This window comes from Corallococcus macrosporus DSM 14697, from assembly GCF_002305895.1.
Taxonomy (GTDB): Bacteria; Myxococcota; Myxococcia; order Myxococcales; family Myxococcaceae; genus Myxococcus; species Myxococcus macrosporus.
In genome coordinates this window covers 8,876,084-8,891,172 of sequence record NZ_CP022203.1, presented here as the reverse complement: position 1 = coordinate 8,891,172, position 15,089 = coordinate 8,876,084, and the positions used below count along the sequence as shown (strand labels likewise).

11 protein-coding genes are annotated in these 15,089 nt (G+C 71.6%); 7 read left to right on the top strand and 4 right to left on the bottom strand.

From position 1 onward, the window contains the following. Nucleotides 1-12 precede the first annotated feature (12 nt). A complete protein-coding gene (epsH, locus tag MYMAC_RS36175) occupies nt 13-1,320 on the top strand; it encodes an exopolysaccharide biosynthesis glycosyltransferase EpsH (RefSeq protein ID WP_095961380.1) in 1,308 nt (435 codons plus the stop codon). A gap of 9 nt (nt 1,321-1,329) precedes the next feature. Here the strand turns inward: epsH and MYMAC_RS36170 are convergent, their stop codons facing one another. Together MYMAC_RS36170 and MYMAC_RS36165 are read right to left on the bottom strand one after the other, a co-directional pair. Next, complete coding sequence (locus MYMAC_RS36170) at nt 1,330-2,685, bottom strand: sigma-54-dependent transcriptional regulator (protein WP_095961379.1); 1,356 nt, start codon at nt 2,683-2,685, stop codon at nt 1,330-1,332. Further along, a complete protein-coding gene (locus MYMAC_RS36165; RefSeq protein ID WP_239989231.1) occupies nt 2,682-4,178 on the bottom strand; it encodes a sensor histidine kinase in 1,497 nt (498 codons plus the stop codon). Before MYMAC_RS36165 ends, MYMAC_RS36170 begins: the two co-directional genes overlap by 4 nt. A 138-nt stretch (nt 4,179-4,316) precedes the next feature. On the opposite strand from MYMAC_RS36165, the gene MYMAC_RS36160 reads away from it, so the two are divergent. The 4 genes from MYMAC_RS36160 (at nt 4,317) to MYMAC_RS36145 (ending at nt 10,919) form a co-directional block, all read left to right on the top strand. Then, nucleotides 4,317-5,420, top strand: coding sequence for an efflux RND transporter periplasmic adaptor subunit (locus MYMAC_RS36160; RefSeq protein WP_157770504.1), 1,104 nt, complete (start codon nt 4,317-4,319; stop codon nt 5,418-5,420). Between the two features lie 21 nt (nt 5,421-5,441). Then, complete coding sequence (locus tag MYMAC_RS36155; protein ID WP_095961376.1) at nt 5,442-8,609, top strand: efflux RND transporter permease subunit; 3,168 nt, start codon at nt 5,442-5,444, stop codon at nt 8,607-8,609. A gap of 322 nt (nt 8,610-8,931) precedes the next feature. Beyond that, nucleotides 8,932-10,338: a TolC family protein gene (locus MYMAC_RS36150; RefSeq protein WP_095961375.1), complete on the top strand. Its 1,407-nt coding sequence runs from the start codon at nt 8,932-8,934 to the stop codon at nt 10,336-10,338. A 32-nt stretch (nt 10,339-10,370) separates the two neighbouring features. Further along, nucleotides 10,371-10,919 carry a dihydrofolate reductase family protein gene (locus tag MYMAC_RS36145; RefSeq protein WP_043712616.1) on the top strand — a complete coding sequence of 183 codons (549 nt, stop codon included), beginning with the start codon at nt 10,371-10,373 and terminating at the stop codon, nt 10,917-10,919. Between the two features lie 198 nt (nt 10,920-11,117). Here MYMAC_RS36145 and MYMAC_RS36140 read toward each other — a convergent pair whose 3' ends face one another. Both MYMAC_RS36140 and MYMAC_RS36135 read right to left on the bottom strand, forming a co-directional pair. Then, nucleotides 11,118-11,822: a Coq4 family protein gene (locus tag MYMAC_RS36140; RefSeq protein WP_013936909.1), complete on the bottom strand. Its 705-nt coding sequence runs from the start codon at nt 11,820-11,822 to the stop codon at nt 11,118-11,120. 33 nt (nt 11,823-11,855) lie between these two features. After that, complete coding sequence (locus tag MYMAC_RS36135; RefSeq protein ID WP_013936910.1) at nt 11,856-12,989, bottom strand: acyltransferase family protein; 1,134 nt, start codon at nt 12,987-12,989, stop codon at nt 11,856-11,858. A gap of 315 nt (nt 12,990-13,304) precedes the next feature. Between MYMAC_RS36135 and MYMAC_RS36130 the strand changes: the two genes are divergently transcribed. Next, a complete protein-coding gene (locus MYMAC_RS36130) occupies nt 13,305-14,429 on the top strand; it encodes an ornithine cyclodeaminase family protein (RefSeq protein ID WP_238539953.1) in 1,125 nt (374 codons plus the stop codon). Nucleotides 14,430-14,612: 183 nt separating this feature from the next. Next, a complete protein-coding gene (locus MYMAC_RS36125; RefSeq protein ID WP_013936912.1) occupies nt 14,613-14,957 on the top strand; it encodes a GYD domain-containing protein in 345 nt (114 codons plus the stop codon). Nucleotides 14,958-15,089 lie beyond the last annotated feature (132 nt).

The following is a 15,089-nucleotide window of genomic DNA, read 5'->3' as shown; positions in this document are numbered from 1 at the left end:
GGAGTGGCACGTATGCCTGCTCCCCGCCCTCGCGTCCTCCTGATTGCCGAGCTGTGCAACCCCGACTGGGTGAGCGTCCCGCTCGAAGGCTGGTCGCTCTACCGCGCCCTGGCCGAGGTGGCGGACGTGCACCTGGTCACCCACGTGCGCAACCGGGAGAACATCCTCAAGCAGGGCGTGCAGGAGGGCTCCCGGTTCACCGCGCTGGACTCCACGCCGGTGGAGAAGCCGCTCGACAAGGTGGGCGAGGTGCTGCGGGGCAAGACGGGGGTGGGCTGGACGACGGCCACCGCGCTGAGCGCGCTGCCCTACTACTACTTCGAGGAGGTGCTCTGGCGCCGCTTCGGCCCGCGCATCGAGGCGGGGGAGTTCGACCTGGTGCACCGCTACACGCCCATCAGCCCCACCACGCCCAGCACCCTGGCGGCGCGCTGCAAGAAGGCGGGCGTGCCCTTCGTCATGGGGCCGCTCAACGGCGGCCTGCCGTGGCCCAAGGGCTTTGGCGGCGCGCGGCGGCGGGAGAAGGAGTGGCTCAGCTACGTGCGGGACGTCTACAAGCTGATGCCCTTCTACAAGTCCACGCGGGAGCACGCGTCCGCCATCCTCACCGGCTCGCGCGCCACGCGAGGCCAGGTGCCGGCGCGGTGGCAGGGCAAGACGGTGTACGTGCCGGAGAACGCCATCGACACCCGGCGCTTCGGCACGGCGAAGTCGGAGGGCCCGGTGGAGCTGCCGCTGCGGGTGGCCTTCGTGGGCCGCTTCGTGCCCTACAAGGGCATGGCCATGCTGATGGAGGCCGCCGCGCCGCTCATCCGCGAGGGCAAGGTGGTGCTGGAGTACATCGGTGACGGGCAGGAGATGGCCAACCTCAAGGCCCAGGCGGCGCGCGAGGGCATCGAGTCCGGCGTCACCTTCGCCGGCTGGGTGAAGCACCACGAACTCCAGGGCCGGCTGGCGAAGAACCACGTCTTCGGCTTCCCCAGCGTGCGCGAGTTCGGCGGCGCGGTGGTGTGCGAGGCCATGGCGCTGGGGCTGGTGCCCATCGTCATGGACTACGGCGGCCCGGGGGAAATCGTGAGCCCGGCCACCGGCTTCGCCATCCAGATGGGCACGCCGGAGGAAATCGTCCAGCGCGTGCGCGAGGTGCTCACGAAGCTGGCGGCGGACCCGTCCGTCATCCGCCCCATGGGGGAGCGCGCCCGCGAGCGCATCTTCAAGCACTTCACCTGGGAGGCGAAGGCGGAGCAGGTGCTGGAGGTGTACCGCTGGGTGCTGGGCGAGCGCGCTCAGCCGGACTGGGGCATGCCGCTGGCGGACTGAGGCGGCGCCTCACTCCTCCAGGTCCAGCTTGCGGTACAGCGTGCGCCGGTTGATGCCCAGGATGCGCGCGGCGGCGGCCTTGTTGCCGCCCTGGGCCTCCACCACCCGGCGCACGTAGGCGCGCTCCACCTCCTCCAGGGGCGCGGCCTCTCCCGAGGCGCGGTCCAGCAGCGACGCCAGGCCGCCGTCGCCGCCGCCCGGCAGGTCGAAGTCCTCCGGCACCAGCGTGTCGTGGTCGGCCAAAGCCACCGCGCGCTCCAGCAGGTTGGCCAGCTCGCGCACGTTGCCGGGCCACGCGTGGGCCAGCAGCCGCTTCATCGCGGTGGCGGACACGCCCAGCACCTCGCGCTGCTGCTGCTCGCCCAGGCGCCCGAGGAAGAAGTCCACCAGCGGGAGGAGGTCCTCGCGCCGCTCGCGCAGCGGGGGCACCTCGATGCGGATGACGTTGAGGCGGTAGTAGAGGTCCGCGCGGAAGCGGCCCTCGCGCAGCAGCACCTCCAGCGGCTGGTTGGTGGCGGCCAGCACGCGGGCGCGCACGGGCGCCTCCGTGCTGGAGCCCAGCGGGCGCACGCGCCCCGTCTCCAGGGCCTGGAGCAGCTTGGCCTGCACCTCCAGCGACAGCTCGCCCACCTCGTCCAGGAAGAGCGTGCCGCCGCCGGCCGACACGAAGACGCCGGCCCGGTCCTCGCGCGCGTCGGTGTAGGCCCCGCGCCTGGCGCCGAACAGCTCGCTCTCCGCCAGGCCCGAGGGCAGGGCGGCGCAGTTGAGCTGGAGGAAGGGCTGGGCGCGCCGGGGGCTGGACTCGTGGATGAAGCGCGCCAGGGCGCTCTTGCCGGTGCCCGTCTCGCCGGTGAGCAGCACGGTGGCGTCGCTGCGCGCGGCGCGGCGGGACACCTCCAGCGCCTTCTGCATGGCGGGGCTGCGGGCCACCAGGCCGCCGGGCGTGTCGCCGGGGACGGCCGCGCGCAGGCGGACGATTTCGCGGCGGAGCTGCCGCTCGCGGAAGGCGCGCTCCAGCGTGAGGACCAGCGCGTCGATGTTGAAGGGCTTGGTGACGAAGTCGCAGGCGCCCGCCTTCACCGCCGCCACCGCCAGCTCCACGCTGCCGAAGGCGGTGATGAGCACCACGAGCTGGCCCGGCTTGCGCGTCAGCAGCGCCTCCAGCACCTCCGTGCCGCGCATGCGGGGCATCTCCACGTCGGTGATGACCAGGTCGAAGGGCTCACGCTCGAAGAGGGCCAGCGCCTCCTCGGGCGAGGTGCGCCCCACGGCTTCGTAGCCGCGCGCGTCCAGGGACTCGCGGAGGAAGTCCACCACCCCCGCGTCATCATCCAGGATGAGCAGGCGTCTTCTGGGAGTGCTCATACCGCCCCCGCCCCCTCTCCCTTCTCGGAAGGAATGTGCACGGCGAAGTGGGTGCCCTGGCCCGCGCGGGACGCCACCGTCACGGCGCCGCCGTGCTCGGCGATGATGGCCTTCACCACCGGCAGGCCCAGGCCCGTGCCGCCGTGGGCGCTCCAGGTGGTGAAGAAGGGCTCGAAGACGCGCTCCAGCGCCGCTTCATCCATGCCCACGCCGGTGTCCTCCACGGACAGGCGCACGCCGTGGCGCTCGCGCAGGCCGGGGGCGGGCTGGAAGGTGGACGGCGAAAGTGACACGCGCACCTCGCCGCCCCGGGGCGTGGCGCGCAGCGCGTTGGTGAGCAGGTTGAGCGCCACCTGCTGGAGCCCGTCGCCGTCCGCCAGCACGCGGGGCAGGGGCTGCTCGCAATGGAAGCTCAGCCGCACGTCGCGCTTGCGCGCGTCGAACTCCAGCAGCTCCACCACCGCGCGCACGGAGGCGAGCGCGTCCAGGGGCTCCAGCCTCGACGGCTTGCGGCGGGCCAGGTCCAGGAGCTGGCGGACGATGCGCTCGATGCGCTCCGACTGCTCCACCAGGATGCCCGCGTTGCGGCGCACGTCGTCGGGCAGCTCGGCGCGCGCGGCCAGGGCCTGGGCCCGCCCGTTGAGGATGAGCAGCGGCGAGCCGATTTCGTGCGCCAGCCCCGCGGAGAGCTGCCCCACGGCGGCCAGCTTGTCCACGCGCCGCAGGCCCGCCTCCAGCGCCCGCCGCGACTCCGCCTCGGCGGACAGCCGCTGCCGCGCCTCGCCCAGCTCCTTCACCATGCCGTTGAAGGCCTGGACGACCTCGCCCACCTCGTCGTCACCGCCGGCCGTCACCGTGGCGGTGAAGTCGCCGCCGCGCACCGCGCGCATGGCCCGCACCACGCGCTCCAGGGGGCGCTGGAGGGAGAGCAGCAGCAGCAGCCAGCCCACCACGGAGATGCCGGCGATGAGCGTCAGCACCGACAGCACGGTGGAGCGGGTGGTGGACTCCAAGTCCTGCCGCAGCCCGTCCAGTGGCTTCAGCACCGCGAGCGCCCCCACCACCGCGGCGCCGTCCTCGCTGCTCAGCGGCAGGACGATGAGCAGGTGCGACAGCTTCTCCGGGCCGGCGAAGTGGGTGAGGGCGTGCCGCGTCTTCAGCACCCGCCGGGAGGCGTCCTCCACCAGGTGCAGCGTCCGCGAGCTGCCCGGGGAGCGCACCACGGGGACGGCCTGGGCGTCGAAGACGAACACGTCCACCGTGGGGTCGCGGTGCTCCAGCGACTCGAGGATTTCATCCACGTCCGCCGCCTGTCCGTCCCGCAGCGCGTTCTCCATGGCCACCTGGAGCGCCGTGGCCAGCAGGCGGGTGGCCTGCTCGGTGGCCGTGCGCAGGTCGTGCGCCTCCTTGCGGAGCTGGCTGTAGCCGTAGGCGCCCAGGATGACGGCGCTCGTCAGCGTCAGGCCCAGGCCCAGCTTCGTGGAGATGCGCACGCCGGGCACTGTGGCGAAAGTGCACAGGTGGTTCAATAAGCACCAGTCACGCCTGCCCGGTGAGCGTGGCCAGTCTCAATGATTCTCGTGGGTTGAGGCCGCGTCGCCGTGGACCGGGACTTGCCCAGGGGCTGGGGCATGAACAGGACCCTGCTCCTTGGCCTCTGGGCCTTCTCCGCCGCCTGCTCGGGCGCGGCCACCTCCTCCGCCCCCGCCGAGCGCGCGGCGCCCGCCCCCGTGAAGGAGGGGGTGGTGAAGCTCGCCGAGGCCTCCTGGGCCTTCGTCACCGTCAGCCCGGTGAGGGCGGACGCCAGCAGCGCGGCGATCCAGGCGCCCGCGCGCGTGGCCTTCCGGGACGGGGCGCTGTCCCGGCTGGTGGCGCCCCTGGCGGGCCGGGTGGTGAGCGTCCACGTGCGCACCGGCGACACGGTGAGGCCGGGGGACGCGCTGGTGACGCTGGACTGCCCGGAGGCCGCGGCGGCGCGCACGGCGGTGGCCACGGCGACGGCGGCGCTGCGCGAGGCCCAGGTCGCCTTCGACCGCGAGGCCCGCATGCTGGAGCAGGGCGTGACGACGGAGCGCGAGCGCCTGTCCGCGGAGACGCGGCTGGCGGAGGCGCGGGCGGAGCTGGCGCGGGCGCAGGCGTCCGTGGGCTTCGTGGGCACGGGCAGCGGCACCACGGTGGTGCTGCGCGCGCCGCTGGCGGGCACGGTGTTGAGCCGGAGCGCGGCGGAGGGCATCGCCGTGCAGCCGGGCGGGGACGTGCTGGTGGAGGTGGGGGACCCGTCGGCGCTGTGGGTGGTGGCGGACGTGTTCGAGCGTGACTTGCCGCGGGTGCGCGAGGGCGCGCGGGCGCGGGTGACGCTGCCGTCGGTGCACGCGCCGCTGGAGGGGAAGGTGGAGTCGGTGGGCGCGGTGGTGGCGGGCGGCTCGCGGACGGCGCCGGTGCGCATCACCCTGGACGCGCCGGAGCAGGGGCTGCGGCCCGGCATGTTCGGGCGCGTGCGCATCGACGCGCCGGACGCCAGCCTGACCTTGCCGGTGGAGGCGGTGCTGCTGCGCAACGGCAAGGAGTCGGTGGTGTACGTGCAGCAAGGGGCCGGCACCTTCGTGCGGCGCCCCGTCGTCGTCGCGCAACCGGTGGAGGGCCGGGTGCAGGTCATCGAGGGCCTGTCACCGGGGGACCCGGTCGTCACGCGGGGCGCGCTCTTGCTGGATGGCGCGGCGGACCAGCTTCTCTAGGCGCGGCGAGGACACCCACCCATGTTGCGAGCACTCATCGCGTTCTGTGTGAAGCGCCGCCTGCCCGTCCTGCTGCTGACGCTGGGCATCGGCCTCTTCGGGGTGAAGGCCTACCTGGAGACGCCGGTGGAGGCGTTCCCGGACGTCACCAACCTGCAGGTGAATGTCATCGCGCAGATGCCCGGGCTGGCGCCCGAGGAAATCGAGCGGCAGGTGACGGTGCCCCTGGAGCGCGTGCTCAACGGCACGCCGGGCATGGTGCAGATGCGCAGCGAGAGCCTCTTCGGGCTGTCGCTCCTCTTCCTGACTTTTGATGACGGCGTGGACCCGTTCAAGGCGCGCACCATCGTGGGGGAGCGCATGTCCAACGCGGACATGCCGGACGGCGCGGACGTGCGGCTGGCGCCCGAGGCCACGCCGCTGGGCAAAATCTACCAGTTCCGCGTGCTGAGCGACCGGCACACGCTGACGGAGACGCGCTCGGAGATGGAGTGGAACATCGCGAGGCACCTGCGCCAGGTGCCCGGCGTGGCGGACGTGCTGAGCCTGGGCGGCTTCCTCAAGGAGTTCCACGTCCAGGTGGACCCGTCGCGGCTGCTCGCGCACGAGCTGACGCTGGCGGACGTCACGGAGGCGCTGGAGCGCTCCAACCGCAACGTGGGCGGCGGCTTCCTGCGCCAGGGTGACCAGGAGCTGCTCATCCGGGGCGTGGGCTACCTGCGCGGCGCGCGGGACGTGCAGGGCATCGTGCTCAAGAGCGAGGACGGCACGCCGGTGACGGTGGGCGACGTGGCGCGGGTGGTGGCGTCGCACACGCCGCGCCGCGGGTCGGTGAGCCACAACCTGGACATGGACGTCACCGAGGGCGTGGTGCTGCTGCGCCGAGGGGAGAACCCCAGCACGGTGCTGGAGGGCGTGCACGCGAAGGTGGAGGCGCTGAACGCGCGGGTGCTGCCCAGGGGCATGCGCATCGAGCCCTTCTATGACAGGAACGACCTGGTGGGGCACACGCTGTCCACGGTGCACCACAACCTGCTGCACGGCGCGCTGCTGGTGGTGGCGGTGGCGTGGCTGTTCCTGCGCAGCCTGCGCTGCTCGCTCATCGTCGCGTCCGTCATCCCGCTGGCGCTGCTGACGGCCTTCATCGGCCTGAAGCTGGTGGGCCTGCCGGCGAACCTCATCTCCATGGGCGCCATCGACTTCGGCATCCTGGTGGATGGCGCGGTGGTGCTGGTGGAGAACGTGCTGCATGAAGCGGGGGTGAAGCGTCCCCGGCGGCGCGGGGAGATGCTGGGGCTCATCCTGCACTCGGCGCTGGACGTGGCGCGGCCCACGTTCTTCGCCATGGCCATCATCATCGCGGCGCTCATCCCCGTCTTCACGCTGGAGCGCGTGGAGGGCCGCATCTTCCGGCCGCTGTCGCTGACGTACAGCTTCGCGCTGGTGGGGGCGCTCGTCTTCGCGCTGACGGTGGTGCCCGCGTTGTGCGCGCTGCTGCTGCGGCCGAAGGACGCGGAGGTGAAGGAGCCGAGGCTGCTGGGCACGCTGCGGGACGGCTACGCCCGCGCGGTGACGTGGCTGATGCCGCGCAAGACGCTGGTGTTCGCCAGCATGGCGGCGCTGGTGCTCTTCACCGGCGTGGTGGGCTCGCGCGTGGGCAGCGAGTTCCTCCCGGAGCTGGACGAGGGGGACATCAACATCTTCGTGGAGATGCCGGCCAGCATCTCGCTGGGCAAGGGCGCGGACATCCTGCTGGAGGTGCGGCGCAGGCTGCTGGACTTCCCGGAGGTGAAGGAGGTCCTCGTCGAGCAGGGCCGCCCGGAGGACGGCACGGACAACGAGGCCGTCAACATGGGCAAGACGTTCGTCCGCTTCGCGCCCGAGGAGACGTGGCGCGAGGGCTGGGACAAGGAGCGGCTGGTGCGGGAGCTGCGCGCCTCGCTGCTGGAGATTCCGGGCGTCAGCTTCAACTTCTCTCAGCCCATCAAGGACAGCGTGGAGGAGGCCATCAGCGGCGTGCGCGGCAAGGTGGTGCTGAAGATTTTCGGCACGGACCTGGCGGCCATGCGCGGCACCCTGGAGCAGGCCGTGACGTCGCTCCAGAAGGTGGAGGGCGTGGTGGACCTGGGGCTCTACCGCGACTCCAGCGTGCCGCAGCTCCAGGTGGTGCTGGACCGTCCGGCGCTGGCGCGCGCCGGCATCGACGTGTCCACCGCGCAGGATTTGGTGGAGACGGCGCTGGGGGGCAGGGTGGTGACGGAGCTGTGGGAGCAGGAGCGTCCCGTCCCGGTGCGCGTCATCCTGCCGGGCTCGGAGCGTGACGACGAGGCGCGCATCGGCGGCATCCTGGTGCCCACGGCCAGCGGCGGGCACGTGCCGCTGCGCGAGGTGGCGCGGCTGGAGAAGGCGCTGGGCCGGGCGAGCATCAACCGCGAGGCGAACAGCCGCACCCTGGCGCTGAAGTTCAACGTGGAGGGGCGGGACATGGGCTCCACGATTCAGGAGGCCATGGCCACGGTGGAGCGCGAGGTGGCGGTGCCGGAGGGCGCCTTCCTCAAGTGGGGCGGCGAGTTCGAGAACCAGGAGCGCGCGCTGGGCCGGCTGGCGGTCATCGTGCCCATCTCCTTCCTGGTGGTGTTCGCGCTGCTCTACGCGGCGCTGGGCTCCATGCGGAGCGCGAGCGCGGTGCTGGCGGGGGCGCCCTTCGCGATGTGCGGCGGCGTACTGGCGCTGGCCGTCACGGGGATTCCGCTGTCGGTGAGCGCGGCGGTGGGCTTCATCACGCTGCTGGGGCAGGTGTGTCTGGCGTCGCTGCTGGTGGTGAGCGCGGTGGATGACCGGCGCAAGACGGGCGAGGCGCTGGAGACGGCGCTACCGGCGGGCGCGGCCAGCCGCTTCCGCGCGGTGCTGATGACGGCGCTGCTGGCGATGCTGGGGCTGCTGCCGGCGGCGCTCTCCAGCGGGGCGGGCAGTGAGACGCAGCGGCCCTTCGCGGTGGTCATCATCGGCGGGTTGGTGACGGCGGTGCTGGTGTCGCTGTTCGCGCTGCCGGCCTTCTACGCGGTCATCGTGGGGAAGCGCGCTGCGTCCACGGGCTCGCGGGATGACGAGGACGGTGAGGACCTGGACTCCGGCGTGGCGCACATCGGCCCGAAGGGGCGCGGCCCGGAGCAGGAGGTGGCGGCGTGAGGCGCTTCATTGGACAGGGAGTCCGGAGAAGACCTCGCGGCGAGGTGTCCGGTGGAGGCGCATCCCTGAGCGGCATGGCGGGCCGCCAGGCCCGGCACCGGTGGAGCGTCAGTGTGCTTCGGCGCGACACCGGCCGCGGACCCAGCCCGCGGAGTGGATTGCGTTCAGCGAATGGCGGCCTGAAGCGCTTCACGCCGGTGCGGGCCCACTGGGCGCTGCCGGAGACGGAGCCGTGCGGCGCCAGGCGGGGTTTCAGCAGCGAGGGAGTGTCATGTCTGTCGTTGGTGACGGAAGGCGTTCAGGGCGAGGCGGAGGTCACGGAATGAAGCGGTTCATCGTATGGGGCGTCCTGGGCACGTTGGCGGCCGGGAGCGCCGGAGCGCAGCAGACCGAGGCGCCTCCGCGGGAGCGGCTGACGCGGGAGCCGAAGCGGTCCGAAGCCACGTCGGCGGAGCATCCCGGGCAGGCGTCGTCGGGCCTGCTGCTGTTGGCGCAGGGGCAGTCGGGTGCGCCGCCGGGCCATCCGCCGGGAGCGCAGCGGCAACCCGAGGCCGCGCCGCCGGAGCGCATCACGTTGGAGCAGGCGCTGTCGCTGCTGGAGGCGCGCAGCCCCTGGGCCGCGGCGGAGCGCTCGCGCATCGACGTGGCGGCGGCGGACCGCGTCGAAGCGGGCCTCCTGCCGAACCCTTCGTTCAGCTACGGCACGCAGCTGCTGGCCGCGGGGGTGAACACCGGCTCCTCGGTGGTGCACGAGCTGTCGCTGGAGCAGCCGCTGCTCGTCTTCGGGCAGCGCGGCGTGCGTCGCGAGCTGGCGGAGCGCAACGTGTCCGCCGAGCAGGCGCGGGTGAAGGCCTCCCTGGCGGAGCGGGCGCTGGCGGTGCGCGAGGCCTTCGCGGCGCTGCTGACGAACCAGGAGGAGCTGCGCGTGCTGGAGGAGACGGCGGTGGACCTGGGGCGCGTGGAGAAGGTGGTGAAGGGCCGCGCGGCGGCGGGTGACTCCAGCCGGTACGACGTGGAGCGCATCGAGGTGGAGAGCCGCGCGCTGGAGGTGGAGGTGCTGAACGCGCGCGCCAGCGTGGCGGACGCCTCGGGCCGGCTGGCCGCGCTGCTCGGCATCGAGGGGTGGCGCCCGAGGGCGCAGGGCTCGCTGCGCATCACCGAGTCCCTGCCTGACCTGCCGCTCCTGTGGGAGTCCGCCCAGCAGCGCCGGCCATCGCTGGTGGCGGCGCGGGCGCGGCAGGCGGTGGCGCGCGGCGGCCTGGACGTGGCGCGCCGGGAGCGGCTGCCGGTGCCGTCGGTGGCGGCGGGCGTCATGCTCACGCGGAACGAGAAGAGCACCATCGCGCTGGTGGGCGTGGGCCTGCCGCTGCCCCTGTTCGACCGGAACCAGGGCGCCATCGCCCGGGCGTCCGCGGAGCTGCGGGCCGAGGCGCGCGCGCTGGAGGCGGAGCTGGCCGAGGCCCGCGCGGAGCTGACGCGGGCGCACGCGGTCCTGGAGGGACGCAAGGGCGCGCTGGCGCGTCTGGAGCACGACGTGGTGGAGCGCCTGCCCACGGTGCGCCGGATGGCGGAGGACGCCTACCGCGAGGGCCGCGGCAACATCCTGGAGCTGTTGGACGCGTTCCGTTCGCTCAAGGACATGCGGGTGCTTCACCTGAAGCAGCAGGAGACGGTGAAGCTCGCGGAGGCGTCCGTGCTCTTCGCGGCGGGGTTGGACACGGCGGAGTGACGATGACCGCCGACCGGCGATACGCTCAAGCGATGCGACCCCTTCGGTACTCCATCAACGTGACCTTGGACGGCTGCTGCGATCATCGCGCGATTCCCGCGGACGAAGCGTTGCATCGTTACACGGCGGAAATCCTCGCGCGGGCCGATGCCCTCCTCTTTGGCCGGGTGACCTACGAGATGATGGAGGCCGCGTGGCGGCAGCCGGCAGGCACGGGCGCGATGCCCGAGGTGACGGACCCCTTCGTCCGGTTCATCGACGCGGCGAAGAAGTACGTCGTGTCCAGCACCCTGGAGCGGGTTGATTGGAACGCGGAGCTGGTGCGCGGGGATTTGAAGGAGGCTGTTCAACGACTCAAGCAGCAGCCGGGGAAGGGACTGTACGTGGGCGGCATGAAGCTCCCGCTGGCGTTGGCGGAGCTGGGGTTGATCGACGAGTACGAGTTCGTGGTGCATCCCATGCTGGCGGGCCACGGTCCGACGTTGTTCGCGGGGCTGTCGAAGTATGTCGACTTGAAGCTCGTGGGCCGACAGGAGCTCGCCTCGGGGGCGGTGGCCCTGCGGTATGCGCCGCGCAGGTAGCCCATGGCGCCGAGCGTGTGTAGGGCAGGAACCCTTCTTCGAACGTCAGCGTGTACTCACCCGGTGGGAGTTGCGGGATGCGGCAGCTCCCCTGGGCATCGGTCAAGCCCCTCAGCTCCCCCTGGCTTTCAGCATCGGTCGCGCGGCGGGATGATGGCGTCAGCGCGGGGGCGGGGCGGGTCGTCGTCCCGACGGGGCTCACGCCGCCTTGGGCTGCGGCAGGTCCCCGGGGTCCCCGGGGGGCACCGCCGCGTGGGCCGCGTCCACGTCCAGGTTGAACCGCCGGCGCACCTCGTCCAGCGGCACGCCCCACAGCTCGTTCCAGTCCACGCCGAACAGGGGCCGGCTCCGCTTGCCGAGCAGCCACCCCCGCGCCACCTCCGACACCAGCGCCTGCCCCTCGTTGAGCCGGTAGAACAGCGTGTGCAGGAACCCCACGCTCACCAGCGCGAAGCTCAGCGGCGTCCAGAGCTGCGCGATGTAGAAGGCCTGCAAGCCAATCTCACCCTTCACGTCCGTCCCGAACCCCGTGAGGATGTGCCACAGGTCATGCGTCTGCTCCATGTGGATGCGGAACTTGGCCGTATTCGTGGGGGCCACCGGCGTGTGGTACGCGTCCTCCGTCTTCAGGCCCCACGCCTCCATCTGGTCCGCGAACACCCGGCCCAGCGTTCCGGGGGGGAGCGTCTTCAGCGCCGGGAGGTCCACCCGGATGTGCTTGAGCGGCTCGGCGAAGAGCCGCACCACCTCCGGTCGCTTGCGCAGCAGCGGCACCGTGTCCAGCGGATCCTCCCCATCCATGTCGTCCCCCAGGTCCAGCACCAGGTCCAACCGCGTGGGGTCGCGGATGAGCGTGACGAATACCCGCAGGAACTTCACTGTGTTGATGACCTTCTTGAGCATCTCCGCGTCTCCTGTCCGCCAAGAAAAGGGGCCTCACGCGGGCCGCAAGCGCATCAGCGGCCTCTCGATGAAGACATGCAGCACCAGCGACACCAACAACGTCAGTCCCAGTGACATCGCGCTCAGCTCGAGCAATGACACGCTGGCCGCGTCGCCGAAGGGCATCGACCCGTACAGGCCGAAGATGACGAGCGGGTGCACCAGGTACGCCGCATAGGACAGCTGCGCGACGGGCCGCAGCGCCCGCCACGCCAGGAAGCGGCCCAGCACCTGCCCCCCGCCCGCCTTCGCCTGAATCAGCAGCAGCAGCGCCGCCACGCTCACCCCGAACAGCGACCGGTACAGCGTCAGGTACAGCGTGCTCTCCACCGGCCCCCACTCCCCCGAGAACGTCCGGGGCGCCAGCAGGGCCCCCAGGGTCCCCAGGGCCAGCGCCAGGACGCCATGGGCCAGCACCGGCGCCGCCTGGAGCCGCTCCGCCACCCGCGTCCTGCCCAGCAGGTAGGCCACCAGCACTCCCGCGAGGATGGGCGTGTAGCGGGTGTACGGCTTGTCATAGATGCTGTCGAAATACCGCTGCCCCGCCTCCCCCTGCATCACCGGGTCGATGGTGAACGGCATGGTGAAGCCATGCCGCACCACCAGGGCATGCTCGATGCCCACCCCCAACAGCAGCAGCCCCACCATGGCCCAGACCGCGTGCCGGCGCTGGCCCACCGCCAGCCAGAAGAAGGGGAACACCAGGTAGAACTGCTCCTCGATGGCCAGCGACCAGGACCAGATGACCGCCTGCTCCGACACCGGCAGGAAGTTGTTGAGGTAGAGCACGTTGGCCCAGGCGTTCTGGTAGTTGGGCGCGCGGCTGGCCACGTACAGCAGGAGCACGGCCGCGTAGGCCGGCATCAACCGCAGGAACCGTCGCCAGTAGAAGGTGGGGATGCGCACGCGCCCCGTCTGCTCCTGCTCGTGCATCAGGATGCGGGTGATGAGGTAGCCGCTGAGCACGAAGAACAGGTCCACCCCATGGTCTCCTCGGAGCACCCAGCCGCGCAGCGGGTCCGCCTCCACCGCGAGGAACAGGCGCTCGAACTCGCCGCGGTCCATGAAGACTCCGATGAGCTGGAACACGTGAAACAGGATGACCCAGAGGATGGCCAGCGCCCTCAACCCATCCACCGGGCGACTGTGTGTCGGGGGCGCGGCGAATAACTCAAGGAGGCTCGCCCTGGGCGAGAACGCCTGTCTCCATCGCTGAAGCAGGGTCGGCGTGGGCGCGCCAGGCAGGGCCGGTGGTGGAGCGTGCATGTCTCGGTTTCTCTGGAGGGGGAGCGGGCGGTCCGACCCTGTTTCAGCCAGGGACCTCATCCAGACGCCTGGAGGGAAAAACATTGAGACCAGTAAATCAAATAAAAATAAGTTTTCGAAGATTTCGATACATCGCCGTTTAGGGTCAACAGACCATCTAAAAGGCATCGGCGAATCGTGGACGAGACGAATCGAGCAACGTGGCTGTTGACCCAGGCGGACCTGCGCCGATTGGTGGGCGCGGTGGGCGTCGACACGCTCATGGATGAAGTCATCCGTGACCTCGTGGACGCCTTCCGCGGCTTCGACGCGGAGCGCGTCGATGTGCGAAAGCGAGAGGGGTTCGCGCTCGAGCACCCCGGGAAGACGGGGGTGCTGGAGTGGATGCCGGTGATGCGGCGGGGGGAGACGGTCACCATCAAGGTGGTGGGCTACAACCCGGACAATCCCGCGGCGCATGGGTTGCCCACCATCATCGCCACCAACAGCGTCTATGACTGCCGCACCGGGCACCTCCTGGCGGTGGCGGACGGCGTCTTCGCGACCGCGCTGCGCACGGGCGCGGCGTCCGCGGTGGCCAGTCAGGTCCTCGCGCGGCCGGACAGCCGCGTCCTCGGGCTGGTGGGCTGCGGGGCCCAGGCCGTCACCCAGCTGCACGCGCTCAGCCGCGTCTTCCCCCTGGCGCGGGTGCTGGTGTTCGACACCGACAAGGACGTGGAGCGGTCCTTCGCCCAGCGCGTCTCCTTCCTCGGCCTGGACGTGCGACGCGCGTCGCTGGAGGAGCTGGAGGCCCAATCCGACATCATCTGCACCGCGACGTCCGTGGCGGTGGGCGCGGGCCCCGTCATCACGGGGCGGGGGCTGCAGCCCCACGTGCACATCAACGCCGTGGGGTCGGACCTGCCGGGCAAGACGGAGCTGCCCCTGAGGTTCCTGGAGGACAGCCTCGTCTGCCCGGACTTCCTGCCACAGGCCGTGGTGGAGGGAGAGTGTCAGCAGCTTCCCCGCGAGCGCATTGGCCCGGAGCTGGTGACGCTCGTGAAGGCGCCGGAGCAGTACGCGGACTGGCGCGGCCGTCGCACCGTGTTCGACTCCACGGGGCTCGCCCTGGAAGACCAGGTGGTGACGGAGACGCTGCTGCGCCATGCGCGCCGTCTGGGGTTGGGCACCCGGGTGAACCTGGAGAGCCTCACCGACGACGTGATGGACCCGTATGCCCACGTGCTGCCAGACGCGGAGCTCCTGTGCGACGAGCAGGAGGTGACGTCGTCGGCCTCGTCCCGGCGGGTCGCCGCGTCCTGAGCCGAGCCGCCTCACGCCAGGACACGGATGCCCCGGCGCGTCCGCGTGCATGGGGCCACCGCCTCCATTCCCACCGGCGCGTGGGCGCCCCACCCGGGGCCTCCACGCCCACCGAGTGGTCAACCCGGGCCGGAGGTCGGCGCGTGCCGCCCCCGGTCCCATCTCAACCAGGAGCCCGTAGCCATGCCTCACTACATGATCCTCGCCCGCTACACGCCGCCGGTCCTCAAGAACCTGCTGAGCAGCCCGGAGGCGCTCACCTCGCGCAATGACCACGCCGATGCCTTCTACGGGTCGGTGGGCGGCAAGGTCGTCACCGCCTATTTCATGCGCGATGCCCGGTGGCACTTCCTGGTCATCGTGGACTTCCCGGACCACGAGGCCGCCCACGCGGCCATCATGGTGGGGCAGGCGTCCGGCGCCTTCGAGGCGGGCGAGGTCTACCCGCTCACCTCACTGGAAGAGGCCGTTGGCGCCCTCAAGCGCGCCGGCGCCGCCGGCAAGGTCTTCTACCCGCCGGGCGCCTGAGCGGCGCTCGTTGGACCCTGGTCCGCGCGTGCCCCCGGGCGTCCGCGCGGACCGTGAGGCCGCCCACTCGACTCCGCTTCTTGACGCGTGCTCACATGACGACTGGCAACCCGGAAGACCTTCTTGATGTGG